We start from the raw sequence: 19,909 nt of genomic DNA on the forward strand, positions 1-19,909 counted from the left end.
CCACAACATGGCCCCTCCCCCCCCCCTTTGGTGGGGGCTTTGTGTGTTTGGGAGGGGTTCTTCCTCTTGTCGCCACTTCTAGGGGGGTTCTCCCCCCCCCCCCCCCCGGGGGGGGGGGGGGGGGCCCCCCCACCAGCGCGCCCACCAGCACCAACGCCACCGCGCCGCCGCCCACCACCGGCCACGGCGAACGCGGTCCGGTGGCCGGGGGAGTGGTGGTCCCCTCGCCCGTCGACGGCGTGGTTTCCGTCGTGGTCGTCGGCGCGGGCGGCACGGCCAGCGCCGCCGCACCCGCCACCGCGCGCACGGTCGACGAAGCGCCCGCGTTGCCGAACTCCGACGCCGACAGCAGCGTGCCGTCCGGGTCGAACGCGAGGGCCTCGCCCTGCGGCTCACCGGCCAGCGGCACCCGCACGGGGTCCGACTCCAGCGCCTTGGCCAGGTCGCCGTCCGGCACCGGGAACAGGTACGCGTCGGTGTAGGTCCGCAACGCCGCCACCCGGCCGTCCCGGGACATCGCGCCGCCCGTGACCAGGCGCGTCACCACGGAGTTCTGCAACGGCCCGCCCGCGGTGTCCGTGGTGCCGATCGACACCCGCGCCACCTGCTCCAGCGGCGTCGGCGCGCCCTCGCTCAGCCCGGACGCCGGCCGGTACACCAACGCCGACCCGATCGTTTCCTTCGTGATGATGTGCGGAATGCCGGAACCGTCGAGCAACAATGCCTCGGCGTCGTGCTTTCCGTCAGGATACGTAAGTCGGTACAAACGTGCGCTGCCGTCCGGTGAAACGGCGTGCAATGCCACGGTTTCACGCGACTTGCCGTTGTCGCCGGTATCCGCCGCCCACAGGGTTCCGTCAGGAGCCAAAGCGAGATCTTCGACGTCGAACGGGTTCGTCGGCGCGGAGATGGTGCGCGTGATCACGCAGGTGCGGTCGAGCACCTGGACCCGCAACCGGCCGTCGTCGCTGTCGTTCACCGCGAACCACTGCCCGCCGTCGGACGCCAGCCCGGACAGCTCCTCCAGCCGCTGGTCGGTCACCGCGCACACGTCGGCGACGGCCGGCTCCGCCGAAGCGGAACCGGCCGTCATCACCACTCCCAGGACTACCAGCAGCGCGCGCAAGGGCTCAGGCGCGGCTTCCGTTCACGGCGAACTTCTCCAGCACGCCGGCCAGGTCCGGTCGAACCCGGGCGGACAGCTCGGTGCCCTCCTCGGTGTGCCGCTCCTTGAGCACTTCACCCTCGCGGTGCACGCGTGCGACCAGCTCGCCCCGCGCGTACGGCACGAGCGCCTCGACCACGACCTCCGGCCGCGGCGTCATGGCCGCGATGCGCTCGCGCAGCTCGGCGATGCCCTCGCCGGTGTGCGCGGACACGAACACCGCCGTGGGGAACAGGTGCCGCAGCCGGGCCATGCCCAGCTCGCCCACCGCGTCGACCTTGTTCACCACGAGCAGCTCGGTCGGCATCGGGTCGTCCCGCCGCGACGAGATCTCGGTGATCACCTCGCGCACGGCCTTGACCTGCATCTCCGGCATCGCGTCGGAGCCGTCGACCACGTGGACCAGCAGGTCCGCGTCGGCGACCTCCTCCAACGTCGACCGGAACGCCTCGACCAGCTGGTGCGGCAGGTGCCGCACGAAGCCGACCGTGTCGGTCAACGTGTAGGGCAGGCCCTCGGGCGTCTCGGTGCGCCGCGTGGTCGGGTCGAGGGTCGCGAACAGGGCGTCCTGCACCAGCACCCCCGCGCCGGTCAGCGCGTTGAGCAGGCTGGACTTGCCCGCGTTCGTGTACCCCGCGATGGCGACGTTCGGCACCGAGTTGGCCACGCGGCGGTGCCGCTTGGTCTCCCGGATGACGCTCATCGCGGCGATCTCGCGGCGCAGCTTGGAGATGCGCGCGCGGATGCGCCTGCGGTCGGTCTCGAGCTTGGTCTCACCGGGACCGCGCAGGCCCACGCCGCCGTTGCCGCCGCCGGCACGACCACCGGCCTGCCGGGACAGCGACTCGCCCCAACCGCGCAGGCGCGGCAGCAGGTACTGGAGCTGGGCCATCTCGACCTGGGCCTTGCCCTCGCGCGTGGACGCGTGCTGGGCGAAGATGTCGAGGATCAGCGCCGTGCGGTCGACGACCTTGACCTTGAGCTTCTCCTCCAGCTGCCGGAGCTGGCCGGGTGAGAGCTCGCCGTCGCAGATCACCGTGTCCGCGCCGGTGGCGATCACGATGTCGCGCAGCTCGTGGACCTTGCCGGAACCGATGTAGGTGGCCGGGTCGGGCCGGTCGCGCCGCTGCACGAGGCCTTCCAGCACCTCGGAGCCCGCGGTCTCGGCGAGCAGGGCCAGTTCCGCCAGGGACGCGTCCGAATCGGCCGCCGTGCCCTCGGTCCACACGCCGACCAGCACGACCCGCTCCAGCCGGAGCTGGCGGTACTCGACCTCGGTGACGTCCTCGAGCTCGGTGGACAACCCGGCTACGCGGCGTAGCGCGGCACGCTCCTCGAGCGCCATGTCGCCGGTGGACAGCTCGTCCTCGTGGTCGAGCCAGTCGTTGCTGCTGTACGTGTTTTCCGTCATTTGCCCTTCATCGTCCCACGGCACCCCTGCCGGGACGAGTGGTTAATCGCCTGGGTAGAGCGCCAGGTAGATCGCCACGCGTTCCCCGTCGGGGTGGGCCGGCTCGGCTGCCAGCTCATCCAACAACGTCTGGAGGCGCCGTTTTAGTTCCGCGCGGTCGACCCGGGCGACCAGTCGGAACTGGTTCATCGCGGCCGGGCCCACCTCGGCGACCTCGCTCAGGAACGCCTGGAACACCGCCTCGCTGGTCTCCTCGGGGTACGGGCTGCTGCCCTTGTGGAGCTGCCAGGACAGCCCCGTCGACCGGTACGGGATCTCCCGCGCGCCCCGGTTGCCCGTCCGCTCCTCCTGCGCTTCCAGGAAGCCCGCGGCGACGAGTTTGCGCACGTGGTGGAGGGTGGTGGCGGGGTCCTTGCCGAGCCGTTCGGCGATCTCCTTGTTGGTCATCGCGCGGTCGTAGGTGAGGCGGATGATGCGCAGCCGCACGGCCGAGGCCAGGGCGGCGGCCTCGGCGTCGGTCGCCGGACGTCGTTGCACCCGCACAGCCTAGACCGCCGCCGCCCAAGTGATTGACAGTTTCCAATCACTCCCGCGACACTTCCGCCGTGTCCCTCTGGTCTCATCGCGACTTCCGCCTGCTGTGGGCAGGCGACACCGTCAGCCAGTTCGGCTCCACGATCGGCCGCACGGTGTTGCCGCTGCTCGCGGTGGGCGCGCTGGCCGCCACGCCGTTCGAGATGGGCGTGCTCTCGGCGGCGGGCACGGCCGCGTTCCTGCTGATCGGGCTGCCCGCCGGGGTCTGGGTGGACCGGTTGAGCCGCCGGCCGGTGATGCTCGTGGCCGACTTCACCCGCGCGTTGTTGCTGCTCTCGGTGCCGGTGGCGTGGTGGCTCGGCGCGCTCACGCTGGCCCACCTCGTCGTGGTCGCCCTGCTGGTCGGTGCGGCCACGGTCATGTTCGACATCGCCTACCAGTCCTACCTGCCCGCGCTGGTCGGCCGGGAGCAGCTGGTGGAGGGCAACTCGAAGCTGGAGGCCAGCCGGGCCGTGGCGGAGGTGTCGGGCCCGGCCGCCGCCGGCGGGGTGGCGCAGGCGGTCGGCGCGGCCGTCGGCGTGCTGGCCACCGCGGTCGGCTACCTGGTCTCGGCGTCGTTCCTGCTGCGCATCCGCACGGTGGAACCGCCGCCCCGGCGGGCGGACCGGCCCGGCCTGGTCCACGAGGTCGCCGAAGGGCTGCGGTTCGTCTTCGGGCACCGGTCGCTGCGCGCGATCGTGGGCTGCACGGGCACCGCCAACTTCTTCGGCGGCATGGCGGCGGCGGTGCTGGTGCTGTTCCTGGTGCGCGAGCTGGGCCTGTCCGAGGGCGTGGTCGGCCTGGTGCTCAGCGCGGCGGGCATCGGCGGCGTGCTGGGCGCGCTGACCGTGAACCGGTGGCACGCCCGCTTCGGCCAGACCAAGGTCATCTGGCTGTCCGGCCTGGTCACGTGGCCGTTCGGGGCACTCGTCCCGCTCGGCGCGGCGGACTGGCGCATCGTGTTCGTGGTCCTCGGCGAGGCGGCGGTGGCCTACGGGGCGACGGTCTACAACATCGCCCAGGTCAGCTACCGGCAGTCGATCTGCCCCGACCACCTGCTGGGCCGGATGAACGCCAGCATCCGGTTCGTGGTGTGGGGCTCGATGCCCTTGGGCGGCCTGGTGGGCGGCGCGCTCGGCGGCGGCATCGGGGTGACGGCGACGTTGGCGGTGGGCATGGGGTGCCAGGCCCTGTCGGTGCTGTGGGTGGTGCTGTCGCCGCTGCGGAGCCGTGATGCCGTTACCGCGTGATTTCCGGCTGTTCTGGGGCAGCGACGCGGTCAACCAGTTCGGCACGGCCATGTACACGTTCCTGCTGCCGGTCGTGGCGATCGAGGTCCTGGACGCCTCGGGGTTCCTGATCGGTGCGCTGACCGCCGCCGGCACGGCCGCGTTCCTGCTCATCGGGCTGCCCGTGGGCGTCTACGTGGACCGGGTGCGCAAACGGCCCGTGCTGGCCTGGAGCACGGCCGGGCGCGCGCTGGTGCTCGCGACGGTGCCGGTGGCGGCGTGGCTGGACCGCCTCACGTTCACCCACCTGCTGCTCGCGGCGCTGGCCGCGGGCGTGCTGACGGTGTTCTTCGAGGTGGCGTCCCAGGCGTACCTGCCGACGCTGGTGCCGCGCGACGAGTTGGCGGTCGCGAACGGCAGGCTGGTGTCGACGCAGCAGGTCGCCCGCCTGTCCGGCCGGCCGCTGAGCGGGCTGCTGGTGCTGCTGGGCAGCGCGAACGCCGTGCTCGCCATCACGTGCTCGTTCCTGACCTCGGCGGCGCTGCTGGGCGGCATCCGCACGGCCGAGCCGTCGGTGCAGCGGCGCAAGCGCGCCCTTCGAGCGGACATGGCCGAAGGGCTGCGGTTCGTGTTCGGGCACCCGTTGCTGAGGCCGATCGCGCTGTGCACGACGTGGTTCAACCTGACCAACGGCATGTGGGGCGCGGTCAACGTGCTCTTCCTGGTGCGCGACCTCGGGCTGTCCGCCTCGGCCGCCGCGGTGCTGCTGGGGGTGGGCAGCGCGGGCGGAGCGCTCGCGGGCCTGGTCACGGGGCGGTTGACGCGGTTGGGGCGGGTGCGGCTGGTGTGGTTGTCGATGGTGGTCACGCAGCCCGCGTGGTTGCTGGTCCCGCTGGCGGAGCCGGGGTGGCGGCTGGCGTTGTTCGGGGTCGGCACCCTGGTCACGTCCGCCGGCGTGATCGTCTACAACGTCTCGCAGGTCAGCCTGCGGCAGGCGTTGTGCCCGGACCGGCTGCTCGGCCGGATGAACGCCAGCGTGCGGTTCCTGAGCTGGGGCGTGATGCCGGTGGGTGCGCTGGCGGGCGGCGCGCTGGCCGAGTGGGTCGGCACGCGGAGCACGCTGTGGGCCGCGTCGGCCGGGATGATCCTGTCCGTCCTTTGGGTGCTCCTGTCACCGCTGCGGTCGATGCGCGACCTCCCGGTGATCACTAGCGTCGAACGGCATGGCTGACACCACCGTGCTGCGCGAAGGTCTCAGGTTCGGCGAAGGTCCGCGGCAAGGGCCGGACGGCCGGCTCTTCTACTCGGACTTCTACGACCACCAGGTCCGCGCCCTCGACCTGGCCTCGGGCGAGGAGGAGGTCGTCTGCGAGGTGCCGGAGCAGCCGTCGGGGCTCGGCTGGCTGCCGGACGGGCGGCTGCTCGTGGTGTCGATGCGGGACCGCAAGGTGCTGCGGCTGGATCCCGACGGCCTGGTGGAGCACGCGGACCTGGGCGGGATCGCCACCTTCCACGCCAACGACATGCTGGTCGACGCGAAGGGTCGCGCGTACGTCGGCAACTTCGGCTTCGACCTGCACGCCGTCCTCGCGTGGGGCGGTGACGCGCCGCTGCTCGAGCCGGACTGGGTCGCGCCCGGCACGCCGCTGGCGCTCGTCGAGCCCGACGGCAAGGTCAGCGTGGCCGTCGAGGACCTGAAGTTCCCCAACGGCACCGGGTTGCTGCCCGACGGCAGGCTCGTCGTCGCCGAGACGCTGGCGTTCGGCCTGACCGCGTTCACCGTGGCCGACGACGGCTCGCTGTCCGACCGGCACGTCTTCGCGTCGCTGCGCGAGCACTACATCGCGCCGGACGGCATCGCGGTGGACGCCGACGGCGGCGTGTGGGTCGCGCCCGCGATCCAGCCGTTCGTGTTCCGGGTCGAGGAGGGCGGCGAGATCACCCGGAAGCTGGAGACCAGCCAGCTCTGCTTCGCCGTGGCGATCGTCGAGGACAAGCTGGTCTGCTGCACCGCGCCCAGCTCGCAGCCCGAGGTGGTCTCCGAGGCGCGGCTGGGCAAGCTCGAGGTGTTCGACCTCTAGGCGGCCCACGCCACGTGGCCGTCCGGCCGGATCAGGGCGGTCCGCACCGCCGCCCACGCGGGTCGGTCGCCGGTCAGCGCCACCGGGCGCCCGGCGAGGTCGCCGCCGGTGAAGTCGAGAAGCACCGGCCGGCCGGGGTGCAGCAGGGTGAACAGGTCGCCGTCGGCGAACTCCAGGTTCGGCGCGCGGGTACCGGTCAACGGGTGCTCGTCGGGGCCCGCCGGGTAGGCCACGGCCAGCGCGGACAGCGACTCGGCCAACGCGCGCCCGAACTCGGGCACGTCGGCGATCCGGGCGCTGATCACCTCCCGCAGCGCCTGTCCCTCGACCGTGTGCGCGGTCATCAGGGCGGTCTGCGCCCGCGTGCTGCGCAGCAGTTCGACGCCGACGGGGTGGCGCTCGGCGTGGTAGGTGTCCAGCAGCCCGTCGGGCGCGGTGCCGTGGACGGTCGCGGCGAGCTTCCAGCCCAGGTTGGCCGCGTCCTGGACGCCGACGTTCAGCCCGACGCCGCCGGTGGGGAAGTGCTGGTGGGCCGCGTCGCCCGCGAGCAGCACGCGGCCGCGGCGGTAGGCGGTGGCCTGCCGGGTGGCGTTGCCGAACCGCGACAGCCACCGCGCCTCCCGCACGCCGAGGTCGGAGCCGGTGATGCGGATGACCGCGCTCACCACCTCCGCGAGGGTCGGGGTCCCGGGCCGGTTCGCCGGGTCGACGCCGACGAGCCGGCAGGCGCCGCCGGGCAGCGGCACGGCCATCAGCAGCCCGTCCGGCCCGCTCGCGGTCAACGGCGCGGTGAGCGGCTCGTCCAGCACCACGTCGGCCAGCCACCCCCAGGTCGTGCTGTCCGTGCCGGGGAACCCGATGCCGGCCGCCTCGCGCACGGTGCTGCGCGTGCCGTCGCACCCGACCACGTACGCCGCCCGCAGCGGCTCGGCGAGACCGGTCGCCGTCACCGTCACGCCGTCCGCGTCCTGCGCCACGCCGGTCACCCGGTGCCCGCGCAGCACCCGCGCGCCGACCGCGAGCGCGTGCTCCTCCAGCAGCTCCTCCGTGCGGGCCTGCGGCAGGAACAGCGTGTACGGGAACGGCGTGTCCAGCCCGCGGAAGTCCAGCCGCTCGTCCAGCGCGCCGAAGTGGCCGCTCGGGATCGGCACGCCCGACCGCACGAACCGCTCGGCCACGCCGCGGCAGGCGAACACCTCCAGCGTGCGCGGGTGCACCGTCAACGCCTTGGAGTTCGGGTCGCGCCCGGTCCGCGCCTCCAGCACCACCACCTCGACACCCGCCAGCCGGAGCTCGCTCGCCAGCCACAACCCCGTCGGTCCCGCGCCGACCACGACAACCCGACCCTCCACGGACCCTCCCTTGGTCACTGACCAATTTTGCCGGGTCCAGTAAAATAGGTCAGTGACCAAGACGCAAGGGGGTCGGCCGAGTCCGGCCAGGCTGGACCGCGACGCCGTCGTGCGCGCCGCCCTCGACCTGCTCGACGAGGAAGGGCTGGACGCGGTGTCCACCCGCGCCATCGCCACCCGGCTGGGCGTGCGGATGAACACCGTGCTCTGGCACGTCAAGAGCAAGGCCCGGCTGCGGGAGCTGATGGCCGACGCGATCGTCGGCGAGGTCGACCTGGCCGGGCTGCCCGAGGACTGGCGGTCACGCGCCGCCGAGCTGGCCAGGAGGCTGCGGCGGGCGATGCTGGCGCACCGGGACGGCGCGAACGTCGTCGTGGGCGTCTACGCGGCCGAGCCCGGCACGCTGCGGTTCGCCGAAGCGCTGGCGGCGGCGCTGGTCGCGGGCGGCGACCCCAGGGCGGGCTGGACGCTGTGGACGCTCGTCCACCTCACCGTCGGCCTGGTCCAGGAGGAGCAGGCCGCGCCGGGTGACGGCACGTTGGCCGGCGCGCTGGGCGACTACCCGGCGTTGCGGGCGGTCGCGGCCGACCTGGCGCCGACCGCGTTCGCCGAGCGGCTGGACCACGGCGTGGCCCTCGTGCTGCGGTCGGTCTGACCGGCTAGAGCGCGTCCCACCAGGCCTGGTCCAGCTCGCCGCGCGCCAGCAGCACGGCCGGGCCGGTGAGCGTGGAGGACTCCTCCTCGATCACCACGGACACCTGTCCACCCGGGATGTCCACAGTGGCCTTGCCGGTGCGCCGACCGGCGCCGTACAGCCAGGACGCCACCGAGGCCACCGTGCCCGTGCCGCACGAGCGGGTCTCGCCGACGCCGCGCTCGTGCACGCGCATCCGGAGGACGCCCTCGTCGAGCACGTTGACGAACTCGACGTTCACCCCGTGCGGGAACTGGACCGGGTCGTGGCCGGGCGGCACCTCGAGGTCGAGCTCCGCCACCGGCATCTCGGTCACGCACGCCAGGTGCGGGTTGCCGACGTCCACCGCGACACCGCCGAACGCGCTGCCGCCCACGGTGGCCGTGCCCGTGCCGGTGACCAGCACGCGGCCCATGTCCACGGTCACCGCGCCGTCGTCGTGCACGACGACGTGCCGCTCGCCGGCCCGCGTGCCGATGGTGAACTCGCCCGCGGGCACCAGCTCGGCCTCGACCAGGTACCGCGAGAACACGCGCACCCCGTTGCCGCACATCTCGGCGATCGAGCCGTCGGCGTTGCGGTAGTCCATGAACCACGGGCCGAAGTCGGGCCGCACGACCCGCAGCACGCCGTCCGCGCCCAGGCCCCGCCGCCGGTCGCACAGCGCGCGCACGCGTGACTCGGTCAGGTCCAGCACGCCGTCCGGATCGGGCAGCACCACGAAGTCGTTCTCGGTGCCGTGGCCCTTCAGAAACTCGACTCCCACGCCCACCAGGCTACGGTGCGACCAGCTTGAGCACGTCCTCGGCCAGCCCCGGCCCGCCCGCGTCGAACCACGTCACCCGCCGGTCGCGGCGGAACCAGGACCGCTGCTTGCGGACGAACCGCCGGGTGGCCTGCGCGGTGGCGGCCGCGGCCTCCTCGACCGAGCACTCGCCGTCGAACGCGGCCAGCACCTGCTGGTAGCCCAGCGCGCGCGACGCCGTGCGGCCCTCGCGCAGACCGCGGGCCTCCAGCGCGCGCACCTCGTCCACCAGGCCCGACTCGAACATCCGCGCCACCCGCGCGTCGACCCGCTGGTCCAGTTCGGACACCTCGCGGTCCAGCCCCACGACCACCGTGCCGTAGCGGGCCGGTCCGGGCTTGGGCAGGGTGGCGGAGAACGGCTGCCCGGTCAGCTCGATGACCTCCAGCGCGCGCACCACCCGGCGGCCGTTGCTCGGCAGGATGGCCAGCGCGGCGGCCGGGTCCAGCTGCGCCAGCCGGCCGTGCAGCGTCTCCGGCCCGAACACGGCCAGCTCCTGCTCCAGCTGGGTGCGGATCTTCTCGTCCGTGCCGGGGAACACCAGGTCGTCCAGCACCGCCTGCACGTACAGGCCCGAGCCGCCGACCAGCACCGGCGTGCGGCCGTCGGCGAGCAGCCGTTCCACCACGGCCCGCGCCTCGCGCTGGTAGGCGGCGACGGAGGCGGTCTCGGTCACGTCGAGCACGTCGAGCAGGTGGTGCGGCACGCCCTGCCGCTCGGCGTCGGTGATCTTGGCCGTGCCGATGTCCATGCCCCGGTAGAGCTGCATCGCGTCGGCGTTGACCACCTCGCCGCCCAGCTCGACGGCCAGCCGCACGGCCAGGTCCGACTTACCGGTGGCGGTGGGCCCGACGACGGCGATGGGGGTGTTCACGCGCTCAAGCCTCCCAGACCGCCACGTGGTAGCCGACGCCGAAGGGCGCCAGGAACTCCGACCGGGCGCACCGCCAGGCGCCCGGCACGCCCGCGGCCACCTGCCACGCGGCCCGGCCGAACGCGCCCAACTCGGCCGCCAGCGCCGGGTCGAGCGCGCGCAACGCCGCGGTGTCCGCCGTGGCCAGCGCCTTGCGCACCTCCTCGTCGAACGGCTCGGCCCGCTCGTCCGGCCGCCCGACGGCCAGCTCGCCGTGCCGGTGCGACCCGTCGCCGAGCACCAGCAGCGCGCGCGAGCCCGCCAGCCGCTCGCCCACGGCGACGCACTCGGCGGTGGACAGGTCCGGCGGCACGAGGTGCACGCGCACGGACCGGGCGCCGACGCGTTCCCGCAGCCAGGCCGCGACCAGCGCGGGCAGGGGCAGCTCCTCATCCACAGAGGACGCGTCGTCGGACAGCGACACCGGCACGTCCACCCCGAAGCCGCGGAACGTCCCCGTCACGCCCTCGACCACCCGCGGCCCGGACGGGTCGACGCCGACGGCCACCCAGTCGGGCGCGTGCGCGGCCAGGTCCCGTGCGGCGGCCAGGCACGCCGAGCGCACCGGTTCGGTGTCCCGCGCGGCGTCGGAGACCAGTTCGGGCACCAGCAGCGGGGGGTGCGGCACGACCACGAGGCGCGAGATCATGGCAGTCCACGCTACTCATCGGCCACCACCGGTACCGATGCGAGCCTTGACCTGTTTGAATGCGCGCGAGGTACCGGGCACTCTTGAGGGGCGTCGCGGTACTCGGGTGCTGGGCCCCGTCGTAGGCGGGGCGCCCGTGGTCGGCACGGGCACCACGAAGTGGGCAGGCGAGGAGGAAGCCGGCGATGACGGAGCACGAGACGACACCGGGAACCACTGGCGACAGTGGTGCGGGGGCGGTGGTCGAGGAGACCAGGGTGGAAGCGACGCCGGTCGCGGCGGCACCGCCGGTCCCCGTGGCGTCGGACCACCCTGACCGCTGGGGGCGCGTGGACGCGGACGGCACCGTCTACGTCAAGACGGCCGACGGCGAGCGGGTCGTCGGTTCCTGGCAGGCGGGCGAGCCCGCCGAGGGCCTGGCGCACTTCGCGCGCCGGTTCGACGACATCCGCACCGAGGTCGAGCTGCTGGTGACGCGGCTGTCCTCCGGCGCGGGCGACCCCAAGCACGCGCTGACCAGCGCGAAGCACGTCCAGGAGAGCCTGGCCGACGCGGCGGTGGTCGGTGACCTCGCCGCCCTGGCCGCACGGGTCGAGCACGTGCTGGTCCTGGCCGAGAAGGGCCTGGAGGCCGCGAAGGCGGCCAAGGACGAGGCACGGGCCGCTGCGGGCGCGCGCAAGCAGGAGCTGGTCGAGGAGGCCGAGGCGCTGGCCAACGAGTCCACGCAGTGGAAGGCGGCGGGCGACCGGCTGCGGCAGATCCTGGACGAGTGGAAGACGATCCGGGGCGTCGACCGCAAGACCGACGAGCAGCTGTGGCGGCGCTTCTCCAAGGCGCGTGACGCGTTCAACCGCCGGCGCGGGTCGCACTTCGCCGACCTCGACCGGCAGCGCGGCGTGGCCAAGAACCGCAAGCAGGAGCTGGTCGAGGAGGCCGAGAAGCTCGTCGAGTCCGACGACTGGGGCCCCACGGCCGGTCGCTACAAGGACCTGATGGTCGAGTGGAAGGCCGCCGGGCGTGCGCCCAAGGAGGCCGACGACGCGTTGTGGCAGCGGTTCCGGGCCGCGCAGGACGCGTTCTTCGCCCGGCGCTCCGAGGCGTTCAGCGAGCGTGACGCCGAGTTCGCGGCCAACGCGAAGCTGAAGGAGGAGCTGCTCGCCGAGGCCGAGCGGATCGACCCGTCGCTCGACCTGGAGGCAGCGCGGCAGCAGCTGTACAAGATCCAGGAGCGGTGGGACGCGATCGGCAAGGTGCCGCGCGAGCGGGTCCGCGAGCTGGAGGGCAAGCTCCGCACGATCGAGGAGCGGGTCCGCGGTGCGGTCGACGCGCAGTGGCGCAAGTCCGACCCGGAGGCCGAGGCCCGCGTCGCGCAGTTCCGCGAGCGCGTGGAGCAGTTCGAGGCGCAGGCCGCCAAGGCCCGCACGGCAGGCGACAAGCGCCGTGCCGAGCAGGCCGAGGCGCAGGCCAAGCAGTGGCGCGAGTGGCTGGCCGCCGCCGAGCAGGCGGTCGCGAGCCGCTAGTCGGCCGGGCACGGGCCCCGTGCCGCTCCCCGGTGGGAGCGGTGCGGGGCCCGTTCGCGTATTGCCTGTGCCATTCCGCAAAAAACGGGAGGGGCGCCGCCGTCGTGCCGTTAGCTTGTGCGGGTGATCCTTTCGGCGGACGCGGTGAATCGGACGGGCTGAGTGGCGGCGAAATCGACCGGGGACGCGTCCCCGGGCGTGCACAACGACATGAGCGGCGACTTCCACGGCACGGTGATCGGGGCCCGGGACATCGGTCGGGTCACGGTCGCCTCGTCGCCCAACCGGTTCACGACAGCCGTCGCGATGGTGCTCGCGGGCGCGGCGGGTGCGGTGGTGGCAGCGTTGGTGATGTCGGTCGCCCTGGGAGACGTGGGGAGCGGGCCCCAGGTCACCGTGGTCACCGTCGTCCCTGCTCCCGATGGGTCCACCACGTCGTCCTCGGCTGAGACCTCGGCTCCGACGACCCAGCCCGCGGCGCCGACCGCACCGGCCACGTCAGGGGTCCGCGAGGTGGTGGCGCCACCTGTCGTGACGACCGTCCGCACGACCGCGAACCCGGATGTCCCGACCGCCACCTCGACGACGACCGCGGTCCCGACCACCACCACCGCGCACCAGTGCACCTCCGAGCAAGGCGGGAACGGCGTGGTCTGGCCGCGGCGCATGCCGTGCTGACGGAATTCGCCCAACCGTCACGACGAGATCAGCGGTCCGCGGATTCGCCCGGTCGTCGCGCGGTGAATGCGGAAAAGTGCTCGGATTCCCAGCCCGCGGCGAACAACAGGTCGGGTCCGTCCTCGCCGGGGCGGTCCAGGTGCTCGGCGCGGGTCAGCCCGGCTTTGAGCGCCACCCGCTGCGACGCGGTGTTGGCGGGCCGGACCCGGGCCACGACCGGGAACGCGGGCAGGGCCGCGCGCGCCCACCGCACGACCTCGCGGGCCGCCTCGGAGGCGATGCCCCGACCCCAGGCGGCCGGGTCGAACCGGTAGAACAGGTTGAGCGCGCGCCGGTCGTCGACGTCGGTGAGCTTCACGCCGCAGAACCCGAGCGGCCGCCCGGCGTCGAGCGGGCGGACCACCCAGTAGCCGAAGCCGAAGCCGCGCCAGTGCTCCAGCCACCGCTCCAGCAGGCCGGCGGCCTCCTCGGCGGTGCGCAGGGCGTCGGACGGGTTGTGCGCGCAGGCCAGCGGGTCGCGGTGGATCTCGTGCACCGCGACCACGTCGTCCGCCACCGGCCGCCGCAACGTGAGCCGCTCGGTGCGCAGCTCCGCGTTGTCGAACCCGGCCGTCACTGCATCGGCGGCCGGGACGCGGCCAGCTTCAGCCACTTCACCAGCAGCACGACCACCGCCACCACGGCCAGGATCAGGCCGAAGCCCGGCCCCGGACCGGGGTGGTGGCCGGTCGTCGTCTGCGTGGTCCAGATCGACAGCACGCCCGCCACCGACGCGGCGAACGACGCCAGCGCGCACACCCAGGCCAACGCCCACCGCCGCAACGCCAGCGCCAGCGCGGGCAGCAGCACGCCGACGACCACCGCCAGGTAGGCGAACACCTCCGGCAGCCCGTCGGCCGAGCCGAACAGGACGCTCAGACCCTGCACGCCGTCCACCCACGGCAGCGCGAGCGACACCAGGATCGCCAGCGCCGCGACGGCGATCGTCAACGCGCCGGCGCCGGGGTCGAAGCGCCTGGCCGCCGAACGGCCGACGCTGTCGATCTCCTCGCGCAGACCTGCCAGGTCGTCCCGGTCGTTCTCGCTCATCGGCAGTTCCTCACGGGGTCGCGCACCCGCCGACCGCTGCGGGCAGCGGGGCGGGCTTGCCGAACGACGGCAGACCGAGCGTCACGCCCGGCGTCTTCGGCTTCACCCCCGCCTCGGAGCGGTCACCCGCCTTGGTCCGGCGGTGCGACAGCAGGGGGCCGTCCGCGATCAGGTTGTGCGGCGCGCCGTAGGTCACCACGGTCTCCACCACGTCGCCGGGCCGCACGTGCGCGTCGCCGGGCGTGAAGTGCACCAGGCGGCCGTCGCGGGCCCGACCGGTCATCCGGTGCGTCTCGGCGTCCTTGCGGCCCTCGCCGGACGCGACCAGCAGCTCGACCCTGCGGCCGACCTGCTCGCGGTTCAGCTCGTGCGCGACGTCGTTGACCAGCGTGACCAGCCGGTCGTACCGCTCCTGCACGACCTGCTTGGGCAGCTGGTCGGGCAGGTCGGCGGCGGGCGTGCCGGGCCGCTTGGAGTACTGGAACGTGAAGGCCGACGAGAACCGGGCCTCGCGGACGACGTCCAGGGTGGCCTGGAAGTCCTCCTCGGTCTCACCGGGGAAGCCGACGATGATGTCGGTGGTGATGGCCGCGTCCGGCATGGCCGCGCGCACGTCGTCCAGGATGGACAGGTACTTCGCGGTCCGGTACGAGCGGCGCATCTCCTTGAGCACGCGGTCCGAGCCCGACTGCAGCGGCATGTGCAGCGAGTGGCACACCGCGGGCGTCTCGGCCATCGCGGCGATGACGTCCTGGGTGAAGTCCTTCGGGTGCGGCGAGGTGAAGCGGACGCGCTCCAGGCCCTCGATGCCGCCGGTGGCGCGCAGGAGCTTGCCGAACGCGTACCGGTCGCCGAACTCGACGCCGTAGGAGTTGACGTTCTGCCCGAGCAGCGTCACCTCCAGCACGCCCTCGTCGACCAGCGCCTGGACCTCGGCCAGCACCTCGCCGGGACGGCGGTCCTTCTCCTTGCCGCGCAGCGACGGGACGATGCAGAACGTGCACGTGTTGTTGCAGCCGACGGACACCGACACCCAGCCGGAGTAGGCCGAGTCGCGGCGGGCGGGCAGCGTCGAGGGGAAGGTCTCCAGCGAGTCCAGGATCTCGACCTGGGCCTCGCGGTTGTGCCGGGCGCGTTCGAGCAGCACGGGCAGCGAGCCGATGTTGTGCGTGCCGAAGACCACGTCGACCCACGGCGCGCGCTTGACGATCTCGCCCTGGTCCTTCTGCGCGAGGCAGCCACCGACGGCGATCTGCATGTCGGGGTTCGCGGACTTGGCGGGCGCGAGGTGGCCGAGCGTGCCGTAGAGCTTGTTGTCGGCGTTCTCCCGCACGGCGCAGGTGTTGAACACCACGACGTCGGGCGCGACGTCGCCTTCGGCGGGCGTGTAGCCCGCGTCCTCCAACATGCCGGCCAGGCGCTCGGAGTCGTGCACGTTCATCTGGCAGCCGAACGTGCGGATCTGGTAACTGCGAGTCACTGCACCTAGTCCTTCCGTCGGGTCCAGCGTAGAGCGTGGACGTGCGACGATGCGCGGGTGTCGGGAACGCTCCTGCGGTTGCACGCGGTCGGGGCCGCATTGGCCCTGGCCACCCTGTCGTTGACGGCGTGCGGCGACGACCTGGACCAGGTCAAGCTCACCATGGCGGCCGGCAGCCCCGGCGGGGTCTACCACGCGCTGGGCACGGCGCTGGCCGACGCGTGGACCCGCGACCCCGGCATCCCCCGCCCGCAGGTGGCGACCACGGCCGGCTCGGTGGACAACCTCGACCGGCTGCGGGCCAACCAGGCGCAGGTCGGGTTCTCGGCGGCCGACGCGGCGGAGCAGAAGCAGCAGGCCGACGCGGGGCACAAGCTGTACGCGCTGGCCCGGATGCACGACGACTACCTCCAGCTGATCGTGCGCGACGACCTGCCGGCGACCAAGCTCGCCGACCTGAAGGGCCTGCGGGTCAGCGTGGGCGCCCGCGACTCGGGCGTGTGGCTCATCGCGCAGCGGCTGCTGGAGTCGGCGGGCATCTCGCCGGAGGTCGACCTCAAGGTCCAGTACATGGACCTGCCGACCAGCGCGGACGCCATGCGGGACAACGCGCTGGACGCGTTCTTCTGGTCCGGCGGCGTCCCCACCGAGCGCGTCACCACGCTGTCGTCGGCGGTGAAGCTGCGGATGCTCGACCTGGGCGACGTGCTGCCGAAGCTGCGCCAGGCCTACCCGGTGTACGGCTCGGCGACGCTGCCCGCGTCGGCGTACGAGCAGATCGGGGGCGGCCCGGTCGTCACCCTGGTGGTCCGCAACTTCCTCCTGGTCAACGACACGATGTCCGACGACGTGGCGGAAGCGCTGGTCAGAGGCCTGTTCCAGGCCCAGCCGGCCCTGGTCGCGGCCAGTCCGGTGGCGAGGTCCATAGAGGTCCGCTCCGCGATCGAGACGACGCCGATCGAATTGCACCCCGGCGCGATGAGGTACTACCGCGACGTAAAAGTTTAGTTCTCATTTCATCATTCCTACGGTGTAAAGCCATGCGTGGGGACTCGCCCAAGTCGGGGTCAAGAAGGCGTTGGAGCGGCACCGGCCACCGCTAGGCCGTTAGCGTGATGGCAAGCCCGGGACCTGCGATGGTCCGGGTTCTTCCAGGAACCGATGCGGAAAGCTCATGTCCGTTTATTCGGTACGCGCGCGCATTCGCGCGGCGTCTTCTCAGCCTATTACCCGAAAGAGTCGGCTGCCCCGGTTGGGGGTGTCCTTCGCGGTGCTCGCCGTGCTGGCCGGCACCGGTTTCGACGCCCCACCGCGGTGGCCGACCCGAATTCAGGTGTTCGTGGCCAACAGCGGCTCCGACAACGTCACCGTGTACGACACCCGGCTGGGCAAGGTCACGGCCACCGTGGGTGTCGGCGACTACCCCGCGGGTGTCGGCGCACACCCGGCCGGTCACCGCGTCTACGTCACGAACGAGTCCTCGAACACCGTCTCGGTGATCGACACCCGGACCCTCGCGGTCGTCGCGACCGTGCCCGTGGGGCCCAACCCGTTCGGCGTCGCCGCCACACCCACCCACGCCTACGTCACCAACTTCGGCCGCGACGACGTCACGGTCATCGACACCGCGACGAACGCGCCGGTGAAGACCATCCCGGTCGGCCGGTTCCCGCACAGCGCGGTGGCCAGCCCCGACGGCTCGCGGGTGTACGTGACCAACAACGGCGGCGACAGCGTCACGGTCATCGACACCGCCTCGCAGACGGCCGTCGGCACCATCCCGGTCGGGGTCTTCCCGTCGGGCATCGCCATCAGCCGGGACGGCGAGCGCCTGTACGTGGCCAACACCGGCAGCGACACGGTCACCGTCATCGAGACCGACGACAACCGACCGACCGAGACCACCAAGGTCGGCGACGCGCCCCTCGGCGTCTCGGTCACGCCGGGCGGCCGGGTGCACGTCGCGAACACCGGCTCGGACACGGTCAGCGTCCTGGGGCCCACCGGCAAGCCCATCGAGGTCGTCAAGGTCCAGCGGATGCCCGAGGGCTCCGCGGCAGCGCCCGACGACAGCTTCGTGTACACCACCAACACGGGGTCCGACACCGTGTCGGTGATCAACGCCGAGACCGGCGAGCCCGCCGCCCGGTTCGCCGTCGGCGACGCGCCCGAAGGCGTCGCGGTCACGTCCTGACCGGGGTCAGGCCGCGGGGAACTCCACGGTCACCCGCAGGCCTCCGCCCTCCGGCGACTCCAACCGCACCGAGCCGTCCACCCGTTCCACGATCTGCCGCACCAGCGCCAGGCCCAGGCCGGAGCCCTGCACGTTCTGGTGCGCCGGGCTGCGCCAGAACCGGTCCGTGGCGCGGTCCAGCTCCTCCGGCGCGAGGCCGGGGCCCTCGTCCTGCACCGACAACCGCACCACGCCGTCGCGCCGCCGGACGTCGACGCGCACCAAGGTGCCATCGGAGGTGAACTTCAGCGCGTTGTCCAGCAGCGCGTCCAGCACGGTCTCCACGCCGCGCGGCGGCACCAGGGCCCGGCCGCCCGGCTCGCCGTCCAGCACCAGGTGCACCTCGCGCGCCGCCGCGGCGGGCTGCCACGCCGACAGCCGGCCGGCCACCGCCCGGTCCACGTCCACCGGCACGGGGTCGACCGACTGCGCGCCCGCGCGCGCCATGGACAGCAGCTCGTCCAGGATCCGGTTGAGCCGGTTCGCCTCGTCCAACGCCGCCGCCTGGTGCGCGGCCCCTTCGCCGGCCACGTGGTCCTCCAAATTGGACAGACGCAGCTTCAACGCGGTCAACGGGTTGCGCAGCTGGTGCGAGGCGTCCGCGACGAACGCGCGCTGCGCGGCCAGCACGTCGCTCACGTTCGCCGCCATCTGGTCGAACGACCGCGACAGCTGCCGCAGCTCCGGCGGGCCGTCCGACGAGCCGACCGGCTGCACGGGCTGCCCGGACACCACCGCCGCGAGCAGCCGCCCGGTCGCGTCGTCCAACCGCCGCACGGGCCGCAACGTCCACCGGACCAGCGGCAACGCCACGAACACGCCGAGCACGAGGACCAGGGTGCTCCCGCCGAGCAGCACCGACCACCACAGCAGGACCTCGGCCCGCGTCTTCGACGTCGGCGAGAACGTCACCACCGCGCCGCGGACCTCGCCCGCCTCCAGCACCGGCTCGGCCAGCACCAATTCGGTCGACTCCCACGGCATGACCAGCTCCGGCGCGCCCGGCTGGCGGCCGGCCAGCGCGGCGTGCACCAGGTCCGCCACCTCGGGCGCGGACACGTCCACGTCGTCCGAGGACGCCGCCACCACCTGCCCGTCCCGCCCGAGCAGGGCCACCCGGATGCCGTACAGCTCGTAGTAGCGGCGCAGCTCCGGCTTGAGCACCTCGGGCTGGTCGTCGATGAACGGCCGCTGCGCCACGGACGCGAACCGGGTGGTGTCGGTGAGCCGGTCCAGGAACATCTCCTGCTGCTCGGCCTGCGCCATGCCGCGGCCGAGGGGGACGCCCAGGCCGAGGAGCACCAGCACGACCAGCGTCAACACGATGCCCAGCAGCCGCGACCGCACTCAGCCCCCGCTCAACCGGTACCCGACACCGCGCACCGTCTCCAACAACGAAGGACGCCCGAGCTTGGTCCGCAGCGTCGCCACGTGCACGTCCAGGGTCCGGTTGGCCCCCGCCCAGGTGCGTCCCCACACCTCGGCCAGGATGCGCTCCCGGGTGCACACCGCGCCACCCGCCGCCACCACCAGCGCCAACACCTGGAACTCCTTGCGCGAGAGCGCCACGGGTTCACCCGCCACGGTGACCTCGTGCCGACCGAGGTCGACCCGCACGTCGGCGACCTCGAACACCTCGGTGCCGGTGCCGCCGACGCCGACCGGGTCGCCGCGCCGCCGCCGCACCGCGTGCACGCGGGCCACCAGCTCGCCCACGTCGTAGGGCTTGACCAGGTAGTCGTCCGCCCCGGCGTGCAGGCCGAGGATCCGGTCGTCGATCTCGCCGCGGGCCGACACGACGATGATCGCGACGTCACTCGCCGCACGGATGTGCCGGCAGAGCGTGACACCGTCCACATCGGGCAGGCCCAGGTCGAGCAGCACCACGTCGACCCCGGTCAGCCGATCGAGCGTCCCCCGACCGGTGGCCTGCCGGTCCACCGTGAAACCACGTCGGGTCAGCGCCGGTACCAGCGCTTCCGCCACGCGGTCGTCGTCCTCGACCAACAGCACCCGCACCGTGGAGCCTCCCCGATA

The 19,909-nt window shown here is 73.0% G+C and carries 20 protein-coding genes; 8 read left to right on the top strand and 12 right to left on the bottom strand.

Annotation, left to right across the window (positions count from 1 at the left end; genetic code table 11):
* The 3 genes from ACZ7GX_RS07145 to ACZ7GX_RS07155 all read right to left on the bottom strand — a co-directional run.
* Positions 1-1,126: hypothetical protein (locus tag ACZ7GX_RS07145; RefSeq protein ID WP_498773790.1), on the bottom strand; the 1,126-nt coding region annotated here is incomplete at its 3' end.
* A gap of 4 nt (positions 1,127-1,130) precedes the next feature.
* Positions 1,131-2,576: a GTPase HflX gene (gene hflX / locus ACZ7GX_RS07150; RefSeq protein WP_498773792.1), complete on the bottom strand. Its 1,446-nt coding sequence runs from the start codon at positions 2,574-2,576 to the stop codon at positions 1,131-1,133.
* 42 nt (positions 2,577-2,618) lie between these two features.
* Positions 2,619-3,113, bottom strand: coding sequence for an ArsR/SmtB family transcription factor (locus ACZ7GX_RS07155; RefSeq protein WP_372470452.1), 495 nt, complete (start codon positions 3,111-3,113; stop codon positions 2,619-2,621).
* A 68-nt stretch (positions 3,114-3,181) separates the two neighbouring features.
* On the opposite strand from ACZ7GX_RS07155, the gene ACZ7GX_RS07160 reads away from it, so the two are divergent.
* Genes ACZ7GX_RS07160 through ACZ7GX_RS07170 form a run of 3 tightly spaced genes read left to right on the top strand, consistent with a single transcriptional unit; the run spans position 3,182 to position 6,459 of the window.
* Entirely contained in the window at positions 3,182-4,399 is a 1,218-nt protein-coding gene (locus ACZ7GX_RS07160) for an MFS transporter (RefSeq protein ID WP_498773795.1), read from the top strand.
* On the top strand, positions 4,383-5,609 hold the full coding sequence (locus ACZ7GX_RS07165; protein WP_498773797.1) for an MFS transporter: 1,227 nt from the start codon (positions 4,383-4,385) through the stop codon (positions 5,607-5,609). The genes ACZ7GX_RS07160 and ACZ7GX_RS07165 overlap by 17 nt, the downstream gene beginning before the upstream one ends.
* The gene (locus tag ACZ7GX_RS07170; protein ID WP_498773799.1) at positions 5,602-6,459 is read left to right on the top strand and encodes an SMP-30/gluconolactonase/LRE family protein; all 858 of its coding nucleotides are present in this window, start codon (positions 5,602-5,604) and stop codon (positions 6,457-6,459) included. Before ACZ7GX_RS07165 ends, ACZ7GX_RS07170 begins: the two co-directional genes overlap by 8 nt.
* On the opposite strand, the gene ACZ7GX_RS07175 is transcribed toward ACZ7GX_RS07170, so the two are convergent.
* Positions 6,456-7,811 carry an FAD-dependent monooxygenase gene (locus ACZ7GX_RS07175; RefSeq protein ID WP_498773801.1) on the bottom strand — a complete coding sequence of 452 codons (1,356 nt, stop codon included), beginning with the start codon at positions 7,809-7,811 and terminating at the stop codon, positions 6,456-6,458. The two genes, ACZ7GX_RS07170 and ACZ7GX_RS07175, sit on opposite strands and share 4 nt — an antisense overlap.
* Positions 7,812-7,863: 52 nt before the next feature.
* Here ACZ7GX_RS07175 and ACZ7GX_RS07180 point away from each other — a divergent pair, with 52 nt between their 5' ends.
* Complete coding sequence (locus tag ACZ7GX_RS07180) at positions 7,864-8,466, top strand: TetR/AcrR family transcriptional regulator C-terminal domain-containing protein (RefSeq protein ID WP_498773803.1); 603 nt, start codon at positions 7,864-7,866, stop codon at positions 8,464-8,466.
* Positions 8,467-8,470: 4 nt separating this feature from the next.
* On the opposite strand, the gene dapF is transcribed toward ACZ7GX_RS07180, so the two are convergent.
* The 3 genes from dapF to ACZ7GX_RS07195 are packed head-to-tail and all read right to left on the bottom strand — an operon-like array spanning position 8,471 to position 10,872.
* The gene (gene dapF, locus ACZ7GX_RS07185) at positions 8,471-9,271 is read right to left on the bottom strand and encodes a diaminopimelate epimerase (RefSeq protein ID WP_498773805.1); all 801 of its coding nucleotides are present in this window, start codon (positions 9,269-9,271) and stop codon (positions 8,471-8,473) included.
* A 10-nt stretch (positions 9,272-9,281) separates the two neighbouring features.
* Positions 9,282-10,184: a tRNA (adenosine(37)-N6)-dimethylallyltransferase MiaA gene (miaA, locus tag ACZ7GX_RS07190; RefSeq protein ID WP_498773807.1), complete on the bottom strand. Its 903-nt coding sequence runs from the start codon at positions 10,182-10,184 to the stop codon at positions 9,282-9,284.
* A 4-nt stretch (positions 10,185-10,188) separates the two neighbouring features.
* Complete coding sequence (locus ACZ7GX_RS07195) at positions 10,189-10,872, bottom strand: class III extradiol ring-cleavage dioxygenase family protein (RefSeq protein WP_498773809.1); 684 nt, start codon at positions 10,870-10,872, stop codon at positions 10,189-10,191.
* A gap of 185 nt (positions 10,873-11,057) precedes the next feature.
* Between ACZ7GX_RS07195 and ACZ7GX_RS07200 the strand changes: the two genes are divergently transcribed.
* Positions 11,058-12,392: a DUF349 domain-containing protein gene (locus ACZ7GX_RS07200; protein ID WP_498773811.1), complete on the top strand. Its 1,335-nt coding sequence runs from the start codon at positions 11,058-11,060 to the stop codon at positions 12,390-12,392.
* A 210-nt stretch (positions 12,393-12,602) separates the two neighbouring features.
* Complete coding sequence (locus ACZ7GX_RS07205) at positions 12,603-13,070, top strand: hypothetical protein (protein WP_498773813.1); 468 nt, start codon at positions 12,603-12,605, stop codon at positions 13,068-13,070.
* A 28-nt stretch (positions 13,071-13,098) separates the two neighbouring features.
* Here ACZ7GX_RS07205 and ACZ7GX_RS07210 read toward each other — a convergent pair whose 3' ends face one another.
* Genes ACZ7GX_RS07210 through miaB form a run of 3 tightly spaced genes read right to left on the bottom strand, consistent with a single transcriptional unit; the run spans position 13,099 to position 15,639 of the window.
* The gene (locus ACZ7GX_RS07210) at positions 13,099-13,722 is read right to left on the bottom strand and encodes a GNAT family N-acetyltransferase (protein WP_498773815.1); all 624 of its coding nucleotides are present in this window, start codon (positions 13,720-13,722) and stop codon (positions 13,099-13,101) included.
* Positions 13,683-14,159, bottom strand: a complete 477-nt coding sequence (locus tag ACZ7GX_RS07215) for an Rv2732c family membrane protein (protein ID WP_498773817.1) — start codon at positions 14,157-14,159, stop codon at positions 13,683-13,685. The genes ACZ7GX_RS07210 and ACZ7GX_RS07215 overlap by 40 nt, the downstream gene beginning before the upstream one ends.
* A 10-nt stretch (positions 14,160-14,169) precedes the next feature.
* A complete protein-coding gene (gene miaB / locus ACZ7GX_RS07220; RefSeq protein WP_498773819.1) occupies positions 14,170-15,639 on the bottom strand; it encodes a tRNA (N6-isopentenyl adenosine(37)-C2)-methylthiotransferase MiaB in 1,470 nt (489 codons plus the stop codon).
* A gap of 57 nt (positions 15,640-15,696) precedes the next feature.
* On the opposite strand from miaB, the gene ACZ7GX_RS07225 reads away from it, so the two are divergent.
* Together ACZ7GX_RS07225 and ACZ7GX_RS07230 are read left to right on the top strand one after the other, a co-directional pair.
* A complete protein-coding gene (locus ACZ7GX_RS07225; protein WP_498773821.1) occupies positions 15,697-16,647 on the top strand; it encodes a TAXI family TRAP transporter solute-binding subunit in 951 nt (316 codons plus the stop codon).
* 250 nt (positions 16,648-16,897) lie between these two features.
* Positions 16,898-17,833 (top strand): beta-propeller fold lactonase family protein, encoded by a 936-nt coding sequence (locus tag ACZ7GX_RS07230; RefSeq protein ID WP_498774090.1) that lies wholly within the window; start codon positions 16,898-16,900, stop codon positions 17,831-17,833.
* Positions 17,834-17,839: 6 nt separating this feature from the next.
* Here the strand turns inward: ACZ7GX_RS07230 and ACZ7GX_RS07235 are convergent, their stop codons facing one another.
* Both ACZ7GX_RS07235 and ACZ7GX_RS07240 read right to left on the bottom strand, forming a co-directional pair.
* Complete coding sequence (locus ACZ7GX_RS07235) at positions 17,840-19,219, bottom strand: sensor histidine kinase (RefSeq protein ID WP_498773823.1); 1,380 nt, start codon at positions 19,217-19,219, stop codon at positions 17,840-17,842.
* Positions 19,220-19,891 carry a response regulator transcription factor gene (locus tag ACZ7GX_RS07240; RefSeq protein WP_073886595.1) on the bottom strand — a complete coding sequence of 224 codons (672 nt, stop codon included), beginning with the start codon at positions 19,889-19,891 and terminating at the stop codon, positions 19,220-19,222.
* Between the last annotated feature and the right edge of the window lie 18 nt (positions 19,892-19,909).

This window comes from Actinosynnema sp. NPDC037264 (assembly GCF_055603705.1).

Bases quoted from the DNA above. Each gene is read 5' to 3' on its own strand.
- hflX (WP_498773792.1), bottom strand. From the start codon at position 2,576: ATGACGGAAAACACGTACAGCAGCAACGACTGGCTCGACCACGAGGAC.
- ACZ7GX_RS07165 (WP_498773797.1), top strand. From the start codon at position 4,383: ATGCCGTTACCGCGTGATTTCCGGCTGTTCTGGGGCAGCGACGCGGTC.
- ACZ7GX_RS07170 (WP_498773799.1), top strand. From the start codon at position 5,602: ATGGCTGACACCACCGTGCTGCGCGAAGGTCTCAGGTTCGGCGAAGGT.
- ACZ7GX_RS07195 (WP_498773809.1), bottom strand. From the start codon at position 10,872: ATGATCTCGCGCCTCGTGGTCGTGCCGCACCCCCCGCTGCTGGTGCCC.
- ACZ7GX_RS07200 (WP_498773811.1), top strand. From the start codon at position 11,058: ATGACGGAGCACGAGACGACACCGGGAACCACTGGCGACAGTGGTGCG.
- ACZ7GX_RS07205 (WP_498773813.1), top strand. From the start codon at position 12,603: ATGAGCGGCGACTTCCACGGCACGGTGATCGGGGCCCGGGACATCGGT.
- ACZ7GX_RS07215 (WP_498773817.1), bottom strand. From the start codon at position 14,159: ATGAGCGAGAACGACCGGGACGACCTGGCAGGTCTGCGCGAGGAGATC.